General features: G+C 46.7%; 15 protein-coding genes. All 15 read right to left on the bottom strand.

Features of this window, described 5'->3' with window-relative positions:
- Positions 1 to 141 precede the first annotated feature (141 nt).
- Complete coding sequence (gene dut, locus PPA03S_RS21835) at positions 142 to 588, bottom strand: dUTP diphosphatase (RefSeq protein WP_174532152.1); 447 nt, start codon at positions 586 to 588, stop codon at positions 142 to 144.
- On the bottom strand, positions 548 to 1,831 hold the full coding sequence (locus PPA03S_RS21830) for a M16 family metallopeptidase (protein WP_062326096.1): 1,284 nt from the start codon (positions 1,829 to 1,831) through the stop codon (positions 548 to 550). Before PPA03S_RS21830 ends, dut begins: the two co-directional genes overlap by 41 nt.
- Positions 1,832 to 1,929: 98 nt before the next feature.
- Positions 1,930 to 2,925 carry a polysaccharide deacetylase family protein gene (locus tag PPA03S_RS21825; protein ID WP_062326095.1) on the bottom strand — a complete coding sequence of 332 codons (996 nt, stop codon included), beginning with the start codon at positions 2,923 to 2,925 and terminating at the stop codon, positions 1,930 to 1,932.
- Between the two features lie 223 nt (positions 2,926 to 3,148).
- Positions 3,149 to 5,251 carry a polyribonucleotide nucleotidyltransferase gene (gene pnp / locus PPA03S_RS21820; RefSeq protein WP_062326094.1) on the bottom strand — a complete coding sequence of 701 codons (2,103 nt, stop codon included), beginning with the start codon at positions 5,249 to 5,251 and terminating at the stop codon, positions 3,149 to 3,151.
- A 256-nt stretch (positions 5,252 to 5,507) separates the two neighbouring features.
- Positions 5,508 to 5,777 (bottom strand): 30S ribosomal protein S15, encoded by a 270-nt coding sequence (gene rpsO / locus PPA03S_RS21815; protein ID WP_056700672.1) that lies wholly within the window; start codon positions 5,775 to 5,777, stop codon positions 5,508 to 5,510.
- Between the two features lie 158 nt (positions 5,778 to 5,935).
- Positions 5,936 to 6,874, bottom strand: coding sequence for a bifunctional riboflavin kinase/FAD synthetase (locus tag PPA03S_RS21810; RefSeq protein WP_062326178.1), 939 nt, complete (start codon positions 6,872 to 6,874; stop codon positions 5,936 to 5,938).
- A gap of 69 nt (positions 6,875 to 6,943) precedes the next feature.
- The gene (gene truB / locus PPA03S_RS21805; RefSeq protein WP_062326093.1) at positions 6,944 to 7,867 is read right to left on the bottom strand and encodes a tRNA pseudouridine(55) synthase TruB; all 924 of its coding nucleotides are present in this window, start codon (positions 7,865 to 7,867) and stop codon (positions 6,944 to 6,946) included.
- A complete protein-coding gene (locus tag PPA03S_RS21800) occupies positions 7,861 to 8,838 on the bottom strand; it encodes a DHH family phosphoesterase (RefSeq protein ID WP_062326092.1) in 978 nt (325 codons plus the stop codon). Before PPA03S_RS21800 ends, truB begins: the two co-directional genes overlap by 7 nt.
- A 19-nt stretch (positions 8,839 to 8,857) precedes the next feature.
- On the bottom strand, positions 8,858 to 9,217 hold the full coding sequence (gene rbfA / locus PPA03S_RS21795; RefSeq protein ID WP_062326091.1) for a 30S ribosome-binding factor RbfA: 360 nt from the start codon (positions 9,215 to 9,217) through the stop codon (positions 8,858 to 8,860).
- 25 nt (positions 9,218 to 9,242) lie between these two features.
- Positions 9,243 to 11,825: a translation initiation factor IF-2 gene (infB, locus tag PPA03S_RS21790; protein ID WP_062326090.1), complete on the bottom strand. Its 2,583-nt coding sequence runs from the start codon at positions 11,823 to 11,825 to the stop codon at positions 9,243 to 9,245.
- Entirely contained in the window at positions 11,818 to 12,147 is a 330-nt protein-coding gene (locus PPA03S_RS21785) for a YlxQ family RNA-binding protein (protein ID WP_029880929.1), read from the bottom strand. The genes infB and PPA03S_RS21785 overlap by 8 nt, the downstream gene beginning before the upstream one ends.
- Positions 12,137 to 12,445 (bottom strand): RNase P modulator RnpM, encoded by a 309-nt coding sequence (gene rnpM, locus PPA03S_RS21780; protein ID WP_062326088.1) that lies wholly within the window; start codon positions 12,443 to 12,445, stop codon positions 12,137 to 12,139. The genes PPA03S_RS21785 and rnpM overlap by 11 nt, the downstream gene beginning before the upstream one ends.
- Before the next feature lie 25 nt (positions 12,446 to 12,470).
- Positions 12,471 to 13,568, bottom strand: a complete 1,098-nt coding sequence (gene nusA / locus PPA03S_RS21775) for a transcription termination factor NusA (RefSeq protein ID WP_062326087.1) — start codon at positions 13,566 to 13,568, stop codon at positions 12,471 to 12,473.
- Positions 13,569 to 13,691: 123 nt separating this feature from the next.
- Positions 13,692 to 14,153 carry a ribosome maturation factor RimP gene (gene rimP, locus PPA03S_RS21770; RefSeq protein ID WP_062326086.1) on the bottom strand — a complete coding sequence of 154 codons (462 nt, stop codon included), beginning with the start codon at positions 14,151 to 14,153 and terminating at the stop codon, positions 13,692 to 13,694.
- Between the two features lie 258 nt (positions 14,154 to 14,411).
- The gene (locus tag PPA03S_RS21765; protein WP_062326085.1) at positions 14,412 to 18,731 is read right to left on the bottom strand and encodes a PolC-type DNA polymerase III; all 4,320 of its coding nucleotides are present in this window, start codon (positions 18,729 to 18,731) and stop codon (positions 14,412 to 14,414) included.
- Positions 18,732 to 18,766: the final 35 nt, after the last annotated feature.

Raw genomic sequence — 18,766 nt, 5'->3', positions numbered from 1 at the left:
TGAATTCAGATTTCTCTTACCATGAAACAGCAAAAAGAGCCGTCCCTTCGGAACGACTCATGAAAACATAATCTGTTATTAAATTGTTATATCTTCGGTTACAAAGGATGCTTAGACAGCTTGCTGCGGAAATGGGACCCGTTATTTACCGGTATGACCAAACCCGCCTTCTCCGCGCACGGTTTCCGATAGTTCAGTTACCTCTGTTAATTCTACTGCTGGAACCGTTTGAAACACGATTTGGGCGATACGCTCCCCACGCACAATCGTAAACGGCTCCTGACCCAGATTGATCAACAGAACCTTAACCTCACCGCGATAATCGGCATCAATGGTACCCGGTGTGTTCAGACAGGTGATTCCGTGTTTGAAAGCCAAGCCGCTGCGCGGGCGAACTTGCGCCTCCAATCCTGCTGGCATAGCCATGGCAAGTCCGGTAGGTATCAAAGAACGCTGACCAGGCTGCAATACAACCTCTTCCTGCAGTGCTGCAACTACGTCAAAACCGGACGCCAGCTCTGACATTTTTTGGGGCAACTTAATATCTTCATTGCCCGGTAACTTTTGAATTTGAACGTAATGCAACAAAATCATCCCTTCTTAATCCAGCGATGGTACGATCCGAAGCACCGACCATAGCGAGCGCAAACGGCTCTGCAAACATCAGGTCCAGTACAGCATTGACATCATCCATCGTTACTTGTTCAATTTTGGCAATCATTTCGTCCAGCGTATGATGTCTGCCCAGCATCAGTTCGTTTTTACCCAGGCGGTTCATCCGGCTGCCCGTACTTTCCAAACTAAGGATTAGGCTGCCCTTCAGTTGTTCTTTACCTTTGCGTAGCTCATCCTCAGACAGTCCGTTTACCGCCAGGTCGTGCAGAACCTCTTTGGTCAGATCCAGTACTTCCTTTGTCTGTTTTGGCGCTGTGCCTGCGTATATCGTGAAGAGTCCACTATCCGCATGGGAACTATGGTACGAATAAACGGAATAAGCCAGACCGCGTTTTTCCCGAATCTCCTGGAACAATCTAGAGCTCATTCCTCCGCCTATTGCATTATTCAACACAACCATGGCGAATTGGAGCGGATCTCCGATTTTACATCCTGGAAATGAGATACAGATATGATTCTGTTCCGTTTTCTTCTTATGGAAGAGCTGTCCGCTCTGGAATGCAGGCATGGTAACCTGCTCAGCCACACCGTTAACATCAAATGCACCAAAATGCTTTTCCATCAAATCGATCACACTGTCATCAATGTTACCTGCAATACTAATAACCGTGTTTTCAATCGTATAGTGCTCCTTCATATATGCACGCAGATGGCTTGAATCCATCGCCTTGAGCCGCTCTTCGGTACCCAGGATTGGATAAGCGAGCGGGTGTTCTCCATAAGCGGCCAAAGCCATAAGATCATGGACCATGTCATCCGGCGTATCTTCATACATTGATATTTCTTCCAAAATGACGTTTTTCTCCTTGATCAGCTCACCATCATCCATTTTGGAACGGAAAAACATATCGGACAATACATCAACAGCTATTGGCAGATGTTCATCCAATACTTTGGCGTAATAGCATGTGTATTCTTTCGAAGTGAACGCGTTTACGTTACCACCGATCGCATCGAATTGCTCCGCAATCGCCTTTGCATCGTAACGATCCGTTCCCTTGAACAGCATGTGTTCAATAAAATGTGACACTCCGTTGCTTGCAGGCTGCTCATTACGAGAACCTGTCTTGACCCATATACCGAATGACACGGAACGACAGGTCGGAATCTGTTCCATGACAACTCTGAGGCCATTGCCCAGCTGAATTTTTTTCACGGTTGGCCCTCCTACATCTCTATAATTGCCCTGATCTCAAAACGACATTGAAATCGACATTTGGTTCCAACTGTTTGATATTAACAAAAAAACATCGTTCACTCAACCGCTGAAGCCTTTACACGCTCAGATGACAGGGTTTCGCTTACCGTTCCCAGCATCAAACCCTTGGCGCGTATAGAATCAATCATTCCTTTTAGGGCTCCAGAAGAAGCCGCCGTTGGATGCATTAGAATTAATGTGCCGGCCTCCACATTTTTGGCGATTTTCACTACAACCGATTCAGAACTCGGTTTGCGCCAATCCACCGTATCCAGTGTCCACAGCACGGTTTGCAGTCCCATGCGGGAAGCAATATCAACTGTCTGCTGATTAAAATCGCCGGAAGGTGGAGCAAACCAGTGATTTTCAACGCCCAACTTTTCTTTGAGCAAGTCCTGGGTTTTACTGATCTCCAGCTTGGCCCGTTCCGTACTCAATCGACTCATATTAGGATGGGAATAGGCATGATTCGATAACTCATGTCCGCGCTTTTGAATTTCTTTAGCCAGTTCCTCGTTTTTACTTAACCAGCTTCCATCCAGAAAAAAAGTTGCTTTGACCTTTTCCGCATCCAGCGTATCTAGCATCGGGATAATGTATTCATTACCCCAGGCAACATTAATCATGAAAGAAACCATTGGTTTTTCGGCATTTCCCCGGTAAATCGGGTGTGCACCCAAATCCTTAAGTTGAATCTCAGGTTCAGTTTGTCGATATACATACGCTATCTTGGTACTCAACGTCCCACCAAGTGCTTTGCGATACGTGGCTTCCACATCAATCTCTAGTCCGTTATACCCGGGTATTGCTTTCCAGACCCGATCCACTCTGGCATTTACTGGAGCGATTTTCGTTTCAGCCGCTTTATCCCGGATCGCCGACAACAGCTGCTCTTCCCCGGTTGCCTCCTTGAACATATCAAATGCATTTTGCGTGCCTGGCCCATCACGGATTTCCGTAATGTATGTACGTACACTGCCCACTTGTCCCACCAGTATGACTGCTGCCACACCGACAAGAACAGCCGCCAGCTTTTTGGATTGGTTTCCCACAGCTCCATCCTCCCGCCGTCTTTGTCCCCATCATATGAGGACAAGGGCAAGAATATGAATAAAAACAAGCTGTTCATGTGAAGTATCTCCAAAGCTGGAATAAAGGTTTTAAGGGATAGAACAGCAAATTAAACAAGATATTTAAACGTTAAAAAAAGAGCCAGAAATTCACATTCTGTCTCTTCATTCAATATTTCTTTTCAAAAAAATGGTGGCACGCAGCCTAGGATTGAGCCGGAGCTTCGGCAGTCAATACAGCTTTGCGGGACAGGTTGATTCGGCCTTGTGGGTCAATTTCCGTTACTTTAACCGTAATGGAATCACCAATGGCAACAACATCTTCCACTTTGGCAACACGTTCAGTGGACAATTGTGAGATGTGAACCAGACCTTCTTTGTTCGGGAGCACTTCAACGAAAGCACCAAACTTCTCAACACGTTTTACTTTACCTACATAGATCTCGCCGACCAGTACTTCACGCACGATGCCTTCGATGATCGATTTAGCTTTATCATTCATTTCCTGGTTGGAAGAAGCGATAAAGACACGTCCATCCTGTTCAATATCAATTTTAACACCGGTTTCCTCGATGATTTTATTGATAATCTTACCACCTGCACCAATAACATCACGGATTTTGTCCGGATTGATATGCATCGTTGTAATTTTAGGCGCGTATTGTGACAACTGCTCACGTGGAGTTTTCATTACTTCGGTCATTTTGCCCAAGATGTGCATACGACCTTCTTTGGCTTGAGCCAGAGCTTCGGACAAGATTTGACGATCGATACCGTCAATTTTGATGTCCATCTGAATAGCGGTTACACCATCAGGTGTTCCTGCTACTTTGAAGTCCATGTCACCCAGGTGATCTTCCATACCTTGAATGTCACTCAGAATGGAAACATGATCTCCATCTTTGATCAGACCCATAGCTACACCTGCTACTGGTGCTTTGATCGGTACACCTGCATCCATCATTGCCAGCGTGCTTGCACAAATACTTGCCTGGGACGTGGAACCGTTGGATTCCAGTACTTCAGATACCAGACGAATCGTGTATGGGAAGTCCGTTTCGGAAGGAATAACTTTGGAAAGCGCACGCTCACCCAAAGCACCGTGACCGATTTCGCGACGACCTGGCGCACGAAGTGGACGAGCTTCACCTACGCTGAATGGCGGGAAGTTATAGTGATGCATGAAACGTTTTGTTTCTTCCAGGCTGATTCCGTCCAAAATTTGAACATCACCCAGTGCACCAAGTGTACAAACGCTAAGGGCCTGAGTTTGACCACGAGTGAACAGACCAGAACCGTGAGTACGTGGCAGCAGCGATGTATCACATTCAATTGGACGGATCTCAGCGAGTCCACGTCCATCCGGACGAACTTTGTCGTGCGTGATAAGACGACGCACTTCTTCTTTGACGATATCGTGCAGGACTTCCTTCACATCTTTGAGCAGTTCAGGAGTCTCAATATACTTCTCTTCGAAGTGAGCAACCGTTTCGTCATTCACAGCATCAATGGCATCCTGACGGGCATGCTTCTCAGCAATTTTAACTGCCTCAACCAGACGAGCGCTCGCGAATTCGCGCACACTGCTGTTGACTTCAGCATTAACGGCATGCAGTTTCACAGCCATTTTTTCTTTGCCAGCCACTTGTACGAGTTGTTCAATTACTGCAACAATGTTCTTGATCTCGTCATGTCCGAACATGATGGCTTCAAGCATTACTTCTTCCGGTACTTCGTTCGCTTCCGCTTCAACCATCATGATGGCATCTTTGGTTCCTGCAACAACCAGCTCAATCTCGCTTACCTCAAGTTGTGCAATTGTTGGATTGATGATGAACTCGCCATCAATACGTCCAACTTTTACGCCACCAATCGGTCCGCTAAATGGAACATCCGAAATGCTCAGTGCAGCCGATGTACCGATCATGGCAGCAATCTGCGGTTCACAGTCCTGATCCACACTCATAACGATATTCAGAACTTGTACATCATTCCGGAAACCTTCCGGGAACAAAGGACGAATCGGACGGTCTGTCAAACGACTCGAAAGAATTGCTTTCTCACTCGGTCTGCCTTCACGTTTAATAAATCCACCTGGAATTTTACCTACGGCGTACAATCTTTCTTCATAGTTTACCGTTAATGGGAAAAAGTCCAGATCTTTTGGCTCACTCGATGCAGTCACCGTACACAATACAACGGTATCCCCGTACGTTACCTTAACGGCAGCATTAGCCTGCTTGGCTAAACGCCCTGTTTCAAGCGTAAGCGTTCTTCCACCAAGCTGCATTTCAACACGCTGTTCCATGAAATCCCTCCTTTTATTCGTTCCTAACACAATGGATTCTGCATTCTCACAGTATTTCCTGCTTCTCCTGCATTCATTAGCTATGTATCTTGCAACATGCTAACTCGCAAAACAAAAGCTCCTTGCGGAGCTATCATCTACAAATATATGGCAACATGTTCATCTACAAAACAACCCGGCTGTAAGCTCCGCTTGTCCTTTTAGACAAAAGAACGACGGATAACAGCCAGGTTGATTTAGAAAACATGTACGATAATTAACGACGCAATCCGAGTTTTTCGATCAGTGCGCTGTAACGTTTAACATCTTTGTTTTTCACGTAAGCCAAAAGCTTACGACGTTGACCTACCATTTTCAAAAGTCCACGACGTGAGTGGTGGTCTTTCTTATGCGTACGCAAGTGGTCTGTCAAACTTCTGATGTTTTCCGTAAGGATAGCAACTTGCACCTCAGGTGATCCAGTATCGGACTCATGAGTTTTGTGCTCGTCGATCAGTTGTTGTTTACGTTCTTGAGTCAATGCCATCCTATTCACCTCCTTCATTATAATCGCCATTAGCCTCGTCGCCGCCGGTGAGAGCAAGCAACCAAGCCAAGGTTGTCTGTTGTCTCAATCGACAACGTAGTACATTATATCATAATTGCCCGGATAAAGTAAATGTAAACCTGTATTTTGTCTGAGCTTCAAGATAACAGGCGTGCTGCAGTTAAAGCATCTTCACGAATCTGGCTGATCAATGCATCAATCGAGTCAAATTTTCGTTCTGCACGAATATAGTGAACAAGCTCAACCTTTAATTCCTCATCATATATTTGTCCATCAAAATCAAGCAAGTGCACCTCAAACGTAGGTTTCATCCCGTTTTCATGAAAGGTAGGTTTCACACCAAGATTCATGACCCCACGCAGTTCCTGCTCTCCATACTGGACCCGAACAGCGTAAACGCCTTTCGCTGGTGTAACGTAATGATCCGTGAGTTCAAGGTTCGCAGTTGGAAAACCAATGGTCCGTCCACGTTTCTCACCGTGTATAACAGTTCCTCTGATGCTGTACGGACGACCCAGCCATTGACTGGCTTCACCCATCTCCCCGCGCTTCAACAGACCACGAATGAGAGAACTGCTCACTTTCTCGCCATTTAACAGGAATGCAGGAACGGTCTCAACTGTCATTTCGCCTTCTCCCAATGTACGAAGAAGCTGTTCATCTCCTGCTCCCTTGTGACCGAAACGGAAGTCAAAACCGACTACTGCCGTTCGAGTCTGAAGCGGTAGTAACAGATCATGTACAAATTGCTGCGGCGTCAACTTAGAGAATTCCTTATTGAATTCCACTACGTAAAGTACGTCTACACCCATTTCTGCAAGGATGTCTTCTTTATCTCTCAAGGGAGTCAAATAACCCTCGTAATCCCCTTTGCGCATAACTTCCTTCGGATGAGGATGAAAGGTCATCACCGCTGACTGCATGCCCGTTTCGCGTGCAATGCGGACAGCTGACAAAATGACGCTTGCATGTCCGAGATGCAGCCCGTCAAATTGACCAATCGCGAGCACTTGGGGAAGTGTGCTCAGATCGGCCGAATGCAACGTCTGCGGATAGGTTAGCATTACGGTTTTCACAATCATTCACCTGCATTTCACTTGATAGGGCCAAGCTGAGCACCAACGCCACTCAAACCCGGGACCTCTTTATTCCGGCAAAAAGACTTTAACAGCTCTTACCGTTGCTTTCAAGTCATCCCGCTCAAATATTCCCAGGAATGTTCCGTCCTGAGCATATAAGCGCAGTAGACCAGGTTGCTCCGCAGGCGGTTCGAGCAACCGAGCCGATAATTTCTGGCCCTGAAGCGCTCCCTTAGCCTGTTCAGCCCCAACCGTATGTGCCGGAATCGAAGCGATGGCTTCATCCACTGGAATCAAAACCTCAGCTAGCGTTCCATCGATCATACGTTGTTCCACTTCTTCAAAGCGAAGACAGCGATCAGCGGAGATCCCCGCCGATATCGTTCTCTCCAGTTGTAGCATCGTGGATGGATATCCCAATTTTCTACCGATATCTACACATAATGTTCGAATATAAGTCCCTTTGGAACACAAAGCACGGAACGATATATCCGTAGTGTCACCCTGCTTCTCGATGCCTGTTAATTCCAGCTCATAGATCGTAACTTCACGACTCTTACGCTCTACCGTTTTGCCTTCACGAGCAAGCTCGTAGAGACGTTTTCCGTCCACTTTGACTGCAGAATACATAGGCGGAACCTGTGAGATAGTACCCAGGAATTGTTCCAGCACCTGCTGAACCTGCTCCTGTGTCACCTCAACAGCCGTCTCCGACCGCTCAATAACCTCACCTGTCATATCCTCCGTGTCTGTAGACAGACCCAGTCGTAGCGTTGCCAGATATTCCTTGGGAAGCTCCTGCATGTACTCCACCACACGTGTTGCACGTCCAAGGCAGAGCGGAAGTACACCAGTAACTTGCGGGTCCAATGTACCTGTATGACCAATACGTTTCATTTTGAGAATACGACGCATCTTGGCCACAACATCATGAGAAGTAAATCCCGCTGGCTTGTACACCGGAAGTACCCCTTCAAATGGTTTTACCATTGAGCATTCACCTGCTTCAGCACTAGTTCGACGATATCTTCCAACTTGCCCTCCAAGCGACATCCGGCTGCAAGTACATGTCCGCCTCCACCAAAGTTCTGTGCAAGCGCGGCAACATCAACCTTGCCAGCTGACCGAAGAGATACTTTCACCGCATTGTCGTTGATCACTTTAAAAAAGATGCCCACTTCCACACCTTGAATGTTACGCGGGTAATTGACTACCCCTTCAAGATCTTCGTTGGCCGCACCACAAGCAATCATATCTTCTGGTGTAATGACTACCCAAGCAATCTTGCCATCATCAGTCATTTGCAGACTTGAGAGTGCCTTATTCAATATACGGACTTGGGGAAGCGTCACCTGTTCAAGCAAAATCTGTGCGAGATAAGGTCCATCCACACCATGTTCAAGCAATTTGGAAGCGGTGGTCATCACATTAGGACTCGTATTGGCATAGCGGAATCCGCCTGTATCTGTTAGCAATCCCGTATAGACTGCTGTAGCTACATCTTTGTTCCATGTCAACGGGAAAAGATTAAGGAAATCAAACAGAATTTCAGCTGTTGCCGCAGCGTCCGGCTTAATGATGTTTACTGTACCGTACGCGTCATTTGTCGGATGATGATCAATATTTAAAATGAAAGCATCTTCTTCGAAATAATGACGAGTCAGGCCTACTCTGGAAAAGTCTGCACAATCCACACAGATTATCGCTTTATATTTCCGTTCCGGTGGTTGTTCGGTCATGTTCACGATCTTGCCAGATTCCCACAAAAAATGCATGCGCTGTGGAATTTCTCCTTCATTAATCATCGTGAATGTCTTGCCCAGACATGACAGCAGCCAGCCCACCGTTACCGTCGAGCTGACTGCGTCACCGTCCGGCTGTACATGCGACACGACCAGGTAATCATCATGCTCCAACAGAAATTGCTTTCCGTCCTGAAGCGCCTGTTCATAAGTGTGCATTGCCGTCTCCTTTATTCTGTTACTCGGATTCGTTCTTGTCGGTACCGATATCGCCAAGCAGCTTCTCAATTCGGCTGCCATATGCGATCGATTCATCAATCTTGAATATCAACTCGGGTACATGACGAAATCTAATACGCTTGCCCAGTTCAGAACGCAAAAATCCATTTGCTTTTGCCAGCGCTTTAAGCGAATTATCCTTTTGTTCCTGTTCACCGAAGACACTCAGATAAACCTTGGCTTGCGACAAGTCGCCTGTCACTTCGACTCCCGTTACGGTAATAAAGCCGATACGAGGATCTTTCAGTTCAGACTGGATGAGCAGACTTAATTCTTTCTTAATCTGCTCGCCCACTCTACCTGTACGAATCTTGGCCATTGTTGTTCACCTCATGCTTCCTTGCTTATCGTTGTACGGTCTCCATAATGAAAGCTTCAATCACGTCGCCCTCTTTGAGATCGTTGTATTTATCCAGCGTGATACCGCACTCGTAGCCTTGAGCTACTTCTTTGGCATCATCTTTGTACCGTTTCAGGGAATCCAGCTTGCCTTCGTAAAGGACAATGCCATCACGAATCAGGCGTGCTTCCGCGGAACGCGTAATTTTACCCGAAGTAACCATACATCCAGCAATGGTACCCACTTTACTAATGGAGAACGTGCTCCGAACTTCAGCATGACCGATTACTTTTTCTTTGTAAATCGGATCAAGCATACCTTTCATTGCTTGTTCAATTTCTTCGATAACACTGTAGATAACCCGATGCAGACGAATGTCTACTTGCTCTTGATCTGCAGTCGCTTTCGCCTGATTATCAGGACGCACGTTGAAGCCAATCACGATGGCATTGGATGCTGCAGCCAAAATGATGTCGGACTCTGTGATTGCACCAGCGCCGCTATGAATAATTTTCACGCGTACACCTTCAACTTCGATCTTTGCAAGGGAACCTTTCAATGCTTCAACCGAACCTTGTACGTCACCTTTGATGATTACGTTCAGGTCTTTGATTTCACCGTCTTTGATGTGTTGGAACAGATCGTCCAGTGTCACACGTGTGTTTGTACCCAGATCGGATTCACGTTGAGTGATGGCACGTTTGTCTGCGATGGAACGCGCTTTGCGCTCATCTTCAAACACCATGAACGGATCTCCCGCCCCTGGAACCTCAGTCAGACCCGTAATTTCTACAGGTGTTGAAGGTCCAGCTTCTTTTAAACGGCGACCTTTGTCGTTCACCATCGCACGTACGCGACCGAAGCAGTTACCTGCAACAAAAGCATCTCCGACTTTCAGTGTACCGTGCTGTACGAGAATACGGGCAACTGGGCCACGTCCTTTATCCAGCTCGGCTTCGATAACTGTACCACGGGCACGTTTGTCCGGGTTCGCTTTGTACTCGTTCACTTCTGCAACGAGCAGAATCATTTCAAGCAGACCTTCCAGACCCATTCTTTGCTTCGCTGAAACGTTAACAAAGATGGTATCTCCGCCCCACTCTTCGGGAACGAGTTCATAGTTTGTCAATTCCTGTTTTACTTTATCCGGATCTGCACCCGGCTTATCAATTTTGTTGACAGCTACGATAATTGGCAGCCCAGCAGCTTTGGCATGGTTAATCGCCTCAACGGTTTGTGGCATAACACCGTCATCTGCCGCTACAACAATAATTGTAATATCCGTAACCTGTGCTCCACGTGCACGCATAGCGGTAAACGCTTCGTGCCCCGGTGTATCCAGGAACGTGATCTTTTTATTGTTAATTTCAACTTGATAAGCACCGATATGCTGAGTAATACCGCCTGCTTCTCCGCCCGTTACATTCGTTGAGCGAATCGCATCAAGCAATGTTGTTTTACCGTGGTCAACGTGACCCATGATCGTAACTACCGGTGGACGAGATTGCAAATCTGCAGGATCATCATTCTCTTCCAGTGTTTCGAAGCGGTCATCTTCAAGAACAATTTTCACTTCGACCTCAACACCGAATTCTCCAGCAAGCAGCAGAATAGTTTCGATATCAAGCTCTTGGTTAATCGTTGCCATAACACCCATTGCGATGAGTTTTTTGATTACTTCGGAGGCATCTTTATGAAGCAGCTTCGCTGTTTCACCAACCGTCATGTCACCACGTACGATAATTTTCTTAGGTGTGTTATCAATTTTCTCACGTTGTTGGTACTGTTGTTGATTTCTGTTGCGATTGTTCTTGCCGCCACGATTACCGCGGAAGTTGCCGCCACGGTTGTCGTCATAACGACGTCCACCGCCACCGCTGTTCGAACGGTTGCCACTGTTGTTGTTATTGCCGGAATTGCCTGGGCCGCCTCTGCGTTGGCCTTGTCCTGAGCTCTGTCCTTGGCCACCAGTACGGTTGCCGCCAGTGCCTGTGTTTCCACCGCTGTTCGGGCCTGCACTTCTTGTTTGACCACCACCACTGTTCGTTGGACGTTGTCCCGTACTTTGCGGACGGGATGCTGTACTGCTTTGTCCACCTTGAGCTGGTCTTGGACGATTACTGGATTGTCCTCCTTGGCTTGAGCCTTGGGAAGAGTTTGTTCTGTTGCGACTGTCTTGGCCGCTAGGTCTTTGGGAGCCGTTGTTATTGTTGGAATTTGGTCTATTGTTCATACCTACCTGCTTTTCCTGTTGTATTTTTGTTTGTACGGGACTACCGGATGTGTTGCTGCTCTTCGGCGTGTTCGCTCCGCCGGCCGGTTTGTTGCTGTCCACTGTTTTGTCACTGCGCACTGACGATGTAGCAACGGATTTTGCTTCGCTGCTTTGTTTGGATGCTGCAGTGGATTTTATATCTTTAAAAAATTGTTCCACCTTACCGACTGAACCATTCTCCATGACACTCATATGATTGTTTACGGGAATTTCCAGCTTTTTAAGAATGGTTATAATTTCTTTACTACTCATATTAAGGGACTTCGCATATTCATAAACCCGCAATTTATCCTTGTTTTCCTGTTTACTCAATATACTCCACCTCCGACATTATCCCGACTTGCTTGGAGATCATTTTTGCAAACCCTCGATCCGTTACTGCAAGAACAACCCGCGTTTCTTTACCGATACTTGAACCCAGACTATCCCGGTCAAATCCGATTACCAGTGGAACTTTATATGTTCCGCATTTGTCGCGAAATTTCTTTTGTGTATTGGCCGAGGCGTCGCCCGCAACAATAACCATTTTAGCTTCGGAAGAACGGATCGCTTTAAGCACAATTTCTTCACCTGTTACAAGTTTGCCTGCACGCATAGAAAGTCCCAGATAAGACAGAGTTTTATTATTCATCATCTTCACGCTCCTGCGCAGCTTTGAATTCATCCTCTACCTTAATGAAATCAGCAGCCAATTGCTCATAAATTTCCGGTGAGACCTTGCCCTTCAGCGCCCGATCCAGAGACCGGTTTTTGAGTGCAAGTTTAAAACAGGACTCTTTGCCGCATAAATAAGCACCACGTCCGGACTTTTTGCCAGTTAAATCAATCAGCACTTCATCCTCTGGCGTTTTGACGATACGGATCAGCTGCTTTTTGGGCATCATTTCCTGACACGCCACACATTTGCGTAACGGCACTTTTTTGGTTTTCATACGTTAGCGCCCCCCGTGCTTTACTTTAGTCGACGGAGACGGAATCTTGATGCATTTCCGAAGAAGAATCTTTCTCTCTGCCGAATTCCTGTTCCGCCTGGCTCTCGCTCTTAATGTCGATTTTCCAGCCGGTCAATTTGGCTGCCAACCGGGCATTCTGGCCTTTGATCCCAATGGCGAGGGACAGCTGATAGTCGGGAACAATAACCCGAGCCATCTTTTCTTCCTCGAATACTTGAACTTCCAACACTTTGGAAGGACTAAGTGCATTAGCCACATATTCGTCTACCTGGTCGGAAAAACGAACGATGTCAATTTTTTCACCGCGCAGCTCACCCACAATGGTCTGCACGCGCATTCCCTTCGGACCTACACATGATCCAACCGGATCGACTTCCTCATTGCGGGAATGAACGGCAATCTTGGAGCGGAAACCCGCTTCACGTGCGACGGAGCGAATCTCAACTACACCGTCAAAAATCTCAGGTACTTCCAGTTCAAAGAGACGTTTCAACAAGCCCGGATGAGTACGGGACAGAATGATTTGCGGCCCTTTGGTCGTATTCTCGACCTTGGTGATGTACGCCTTAATGCGGTCACCATGAACAAACTTCTCGTTCGGCATCAATTCGGTCAGCGGCAAAGCCGCTTCGATTTTGCCCAGATCGATGTAGATATTGCGCAAATCCTGACGCTGCACCACTCCCGTAACGATGTCTTCTTCCTTATCTACGAAAGCGTTGTAGATCAGGCCGCGTTCGGCTTCACGAATCCGCTGGGTAACTACCTGTTTGGCAGTTTGTGCGGCGATACGTCCGAAATCACGCGGCGTAACTTCAATCTCCGCAATATCTTCCAGCTGGAAGTGTGGGTTGATCTCCCGTGCAGCAGGCAATGAAATTTCGGTACGTGAATCCAGGACTTCTTCCACGATCAATTTACGGGCATATACCCGGATAACTCCCGTATTGCGATTCATATCAACACGCACATTCTGGGCGGTGTTGAAATTACGCTTGTAGCTGGAGATTAATGCCGCCTCGATCGCTTCAAACAGCACATCCTTGCTGATCCCTTTTTCCCGCTCCAATTCATTCATTGCTTCAATAAAATCCATACTCATGAATGTTGATCCCCCTTTCAAACATGGCATCTCATACGTAAAACGGCGAAAGGCTCTGAACTCATGAGCACCTTGCCGTTATCGTGAGATGTGTCTTTTTCATTAATAAAGTGAACAAGGCACTTAAAACAGTATGGCTAGGCGCGCACTCGCTACCTTATCATAAAGAATGGCATGCTGTTTCTTGCCTGCTTCGATCACAAGTTCCCCGTCATCAAAAGAAAGCAGCTTGCCTTCAAATTCCTTTATTCCATTTACCGGCTCGTAGGTCGTAACAAACACGTTTTTGCCTACGGATTTGGCAACATCCTCCGGTTTTTTCAGTGGACGCTCCGCACCGGGAGAAGACACTTCAAGGAAATAGATGGTCGGGATCGGATCGTTCTCATCCAGCTTGGCACTCAGCTTTTCGCTGATCAAGACGCAATCATCGATGTCGATGCCACCCTCTTTGTCGACATACACCCGTAAAAACCAGTTGCTGCCTTCTTTGACGTATTCGATGTCAACCAGCTCGAAGCCTTGTTCATTCAAGTAGGGTTGGATCATTTCTTCCACGGTAGATTTAATGTTCGTTGTGCTCAAAACCGATAACCTCCAACTTAGGTTACACCAGCAAAAATGACTGGCAAATTCTTCATTACCCAAGATTCTTGTATACCAAAGACTAAAGAGTGGGTTTCCCCACTCTTTAGAAATTCGTACTATCTCGTTCACTTCAAAAATTATAACATAGTCTGGTAATAGTGACAAGTAAGCGATCACTCTGCTATTTTAACCACTAATGAAGAAAAATTTACGTATTCAAATGACAAACCCTGACTGGTTACTCCATTTACCATTTTAGAACAGTGATAATTGATTGCTTTCCGGCAAACCACGGAAGCATCCCATGCCCGTCAGCAATTCTACAATTGTTTTACTTGCTTTGGACTTCTGCTGGAAATCTTCAATCGACAGAAACTCTCCATGCTCTCTTGCCGCAGCGATATTGCGTGCAGCATTATCCCCGATTCCCCCCAATGCAGAGAACGGAGGAATAAGTGAGTTTCCGTCAACGATAAACTTCGTCGCTTCCGAACGATACAGATCAATCGGTTTGAGCGAGAATCCGCGCGCTGCCATTTCCAGAGCCATCTCAAGAACAGGAAGCATATTTTTTTCTTTTGGTGGTGCCTGGAAACCTAATTGCTCAATCTCAACGATCTTCCGATAGATGGGCTCGTATCCCTGACATACCAGTTCAATGTCAAACTCATCTGCGCGGACTGTGAAATATGTCGCATAATATTCAATCGGGTGATACAGCTTAAAGTACGCTGTACGTACTGCCGAGATAACATAAGCGGCCGCGTGGGCCTTCGGGAACATGTACTGGATTTTCAGACAGGAATCAATGTACCATTGCGGCACCTTGCAATTTTTCATCTCATCAATCCATTCTTGCGGCAAACCGCGCCCCTTACGTACGCTTTCTGTAATTTTAAAGGCAAGACTGGCGTCCATGCCTGCCTTATAGATCAGGAACAGCATGATATCATCCCGGCAACCAATCACCGTTTTGATGTTACACGTTCCATTTTTGATTAGATCTTGTGCGTTGCCGAGCCATACCCCCGTACCATGAGACAATCCAGAGATCTGAAGCAGATCGGCAAAAGAGGAAGGCTGAGATTCGACAAGCATCTGACGTACGAACTTTGTCCCCATCTCCGGTACACCAAAAGTTGCTACTGGCGAACGAATCTGCTCTGGCGTAACACCCAGCGCCTCCGTCGAGTTGAACATACTCATAACTTTAGGATCATTCATCGGAATGGTCGTTGGATCAACACCCGTCAAATCTTGCAGCATCCGCATCATGGTTGGATCATCATGACCCAAAATATCCAGTTTCAGCAAATTCTCTTCGAAGGCGTGATAGTCAAAGTGTGTTGTTTTCCACTCTGCGTTAACGTCATCCGCAGGGAACTGTACGGGCGTTACATCTTCCACTTCAATATAGTCCGGAACAACGACAATACCACCGGGATGCTGCCCTGTACTACGTTTAACCCCGGTACAACCGGAAGCCAGACGGTTCAGCTCAGCCCCGCGCCATTTCTTATGATGTTCTTCCTCATATTTCTTGGCAAAACCAAACGCCGTCTTCTCAGCGACCGTACCAATCGTCCCCGCACGGAATACACTCTTTTCACTGAAAAGCACCTTCGTATAGTTATGGGCATGCGGTTGATAATCACCCGAGAAGTTCAAGTCGATATCGGGAACTTTGTCCCCTTTGAAACCAAGGAAGGTCTCAAACGGAATATCTTGCCCTTCACCTTTTAATCGCCCTCCACAATCAGGACATTCTTTCTCAGGAAGGTCAAATCCACTCGGCACGCTGCCGTCCAGGAACCACTCACTGTGCTTACACTCCGGATTCACACAAATATAGTGAGCAGGCAGCGGGTTAACCTCGGAAATGCCCAGGAAAGTAGCAACAACAGACGAGCCAACCGATCCCCGGGAGCCGACAAGATAACCGTCCTGGTTCGATTTTTTAACCAGGCGTTCCGAGATCAGGTAGTTGGCAGAGAAACCGTATTTGATAATTGGCTTCAATTCTTTCTCAAGTCGTGCCACAATGACTTCCGGCAGTTCCTCACCATAAATCGACTTGGCCGTATTATAGCAGGTATTACGGATCTCATCGTCCGCACCTTCCAGAATCGGGGTGAACAGCTTGTCCGGGAACAGTTTGATTTCCTCGAATCGATCCGCCAATTCAACCGTATTCGTAACGACAACCTCGTAGGCTTTATCTTGACCCAGGTACTGGAACTCTTCCAGCATTTCATCGGTCGTTCTTAGGTGAGCATCCGGTTTACGTTGATCTTTAAGCGGGCTGAAACCTGTAATTCCGTGAATGGTGATATCCCGATATAGCTTGTCGCGCGGTTCCAGATAATGCACGTTGCCTGTGGCAATTACCGGTTTCCCCAATTTTTCACCAATGTCGACTACTTTACGGACAGCAAGCTTCAACTCTTCAGGTGTAGCCACCAGCCCTTTGTCCACCAAATGCATATACATCGTCAGAGGCTGGATCTCCAGAATGTCATAGAAATGCGCTATCTCTTCCGCCTCTTCAAGCGATTTATTGAGGACAGCCTCGAAAAACTCACCTTTTTCACATCCGGATAAAATAATGAGGCCTTCACGCAAATTGATGAGCTTCGATTTTGGAATACAAGGCACTCGTTTGAAGTGCTCCGTATGGGAAAGCGACACCAGTTTATATAGATTCTTTTTGCCGACATCGTTCAAAGCATAGATTCCGCAATGAAATGGACGCGTATTCGAGAGATCAACCCCAACATAATCATTCAGCCGATCCAGCATGGTCAGGCCTTTCATCTGGGCAGCATCATTAATCAATCCATTCAGTATGCCTGCGAGAGCGATCGTATCGTCGATCGCCCGGTGATGACTTTCCAGTGCTACTTTATATTTATCCGCCAGCGTATTCAGACGGTGGTTCTTCATTTTTGGATATAACAACCGTGCCAGTTCCAATGTATCGAGGACAGGGTTCGGAAGCTCCGGCAGACCCAGCTGTTTGAGCGACGCCTGAATAAATCCCATATCGAATCGCGCATTATGCGCAACTAATACGCCGTCTCCGGCAAATTTCACAAAATCATGGATAACCGGCTCCAGCTCAGGTGCATCCTTCACCATTTCATCGTTAATGTTAGTCAATTGCTGAATGTTATATGGAATGCGCTCATGCGGATTTACAAACGTAGCAAAACGGTCAACCTCTTTACCGTCTTCCATCTTCACTGCCGCAATCTCGATGATCTTGTTCTGGGTCACAGACAGACCTGTGGTCTCGATATCAAAGACGATATATGTGGCAGATTTCAGTTCCAACGGCTGCGGTGACATAACAACAGCAACTGAATCGTTCACTACATTGGCCTCAAGGCCGTAGATCATCTTAATTCCGTTTTTCTTGGCCGCTTTGGATGCTTCCGGATATACTTGTACACCGCCATGATCACTTACCGCGATGGCTTTGTGTCCCCATTCTGCTGCAGTCTTTACATATTTGTCGATCGAAGTTACAGCATCCATTGTACTCATGGTGGAGTGCAGATGGAATTCGACCCGTTTCTCAGCTGCATTATCCTTGCGGGATGGAGGTGCTTTTACTTCCACCAAATCCGATGGAATCATGGCCAGTTCCGGGATTTGCATGAAGCGATCGTACTCTACACGACCACGCACTTTCACCCATTTACCATTGGCCAGCAAGCTCAGAATTTTGACATCCTCTTTCGTTTTGGCAAACATCTTCATTTGCATGGAATCCGTGAAATCCGTCAGATAAAAAGTAAACAAGGTATTCCCGTTCCGCAATTCTTTGCGATCCAGCCCGAAGACCGTCCCCTGTAACGTAACCTTTTTCTCTTCATCCTGAATTTCCTGCATAGGTACAGGTGGTTCCTTGATATCATAGCCCATCTGTAAACGAACATCGCCCTGTTCTTCCTCTTCAGGCATTTCCGAGTCGACCTCACTCATCATCTGTTCGATAACCTGGAGCTCTTCTTCCCGCTTCTTGAGCTGGAATTGTTCCATCGCCTCTTTGTTGCTTTCAACCTCACCAACCAGTAATTTGACGCGCAAGGGCAATTGAAAATACTTATCATAAAAAGTGGTTATAGCCTGATCGATCTGCTTCTTCTTTGCAAGCTCCATCGACATGGCATCACTCATGGTCAATTGAAGCAGATCCGCTTCACATTCAAACTTCGTTCGATTCATCCAACCGTTAACGGATGGGATCTCCCGGGTAACCCATTCAAGGAACAAGTTCCAATACTCACTGACAATGTCACCAATCTCAACCTGCTCACTATATTTAAAACCAAACGTGATTTTGGAGATATGATTCATTTTCTCCTGGATGTGCAGGCAAAATGTACGATAGATTGGAGCAGGAACCAAAGTATCCTTCGCAATCACAATCGTCCAGTCACGGTTGCTGCGACTTGTCTCCACCCGTTCAATCCATCCATCCAAAAAGTAGGGCTCTACTAGGCCAGCCGGAAGCTCCGTCTGTTTCATCAACAATTCAAACCGTTTTCTCTTCTCCTCGAATCCACTCATCGTGTTCCTCCTTGTACCCCCTTCAAACAGAAAAA

Source organism: Paenibacillus pabuli NBRC 13638 (genome assembly GCF_001514495.1).
Taxonomy (GTDB): domain Bacteria; phylum Bacillota; class Bacilli; order Paenibacillales; family Paenibacillaceae; genus Paenibacillus; species Paenibacillus pabuli.
Note: the sequence above shows the minus strand (reverse complement) of the source record. Positions and strands in the feature narration are given on the sequence as shown.

Coding starts and splice junctions, on each gene's coding strand:
- pnp (WP_062326094.1), bottom strand. CDS start 5,251: ATGGAACAGCGTGTTGAAATGCAGCTTGGTGGAAGAACGCTTACGCTT.
- rpsO (WP_056700672.1), bottom strand. CDS start 5,777: ATGGCATTGACTCAAGAACGTAAACAACAACTGATCGACGAGCACAAA.
- truB (WP_062326093.1), bottom strand. CDS start 7,867: ATGGTAAAACCATTTGAAGGGGTACTTCCGGTGTACAAGCCAGCGGGA.
- PPA03S_RS21800 (WP_062326092.1), bottom strand. CDS start 8,838: ATGCACACTTATGAACAGGCGCTTCAGGACGGAAAGCAATTTCTGTTG.
- rbfA (WP_062326091.1), bottom strand. CDS start 9,217: ATGGCCAAGATTCGTACAGGTAGAGTGGGCGAGCAGATTAAGAAAGAA.
- PPA03S_RS21785 (WP_029880929.1), bottom strand. CDS start 12,147: ATGATGAATAATAAAACTCTGTCTTATCTGGGACTTTCTATGCGTGCA.
- rnpM (WP_062326088.1), bottom strand. CDS start 12,445: ATGAAAACCAAAAAAGTGCCGTTACGCAAATGTGTGGCGTGTCAGGAA.
- nusA (WP_062326087.1), bottom strand. CDS start 13,568: ATGAGTATGGATTTTATTGAAGCAATGAATGAATTGGAGCGGGAAAAA.
- PPA03S_RS21765 (WP_062326085.1), bottom strand. CDS start 18,731: ATGAGTGGATTCGAGGAGAAGAGAAAACGGTTTGAATTGTTGATGAAA.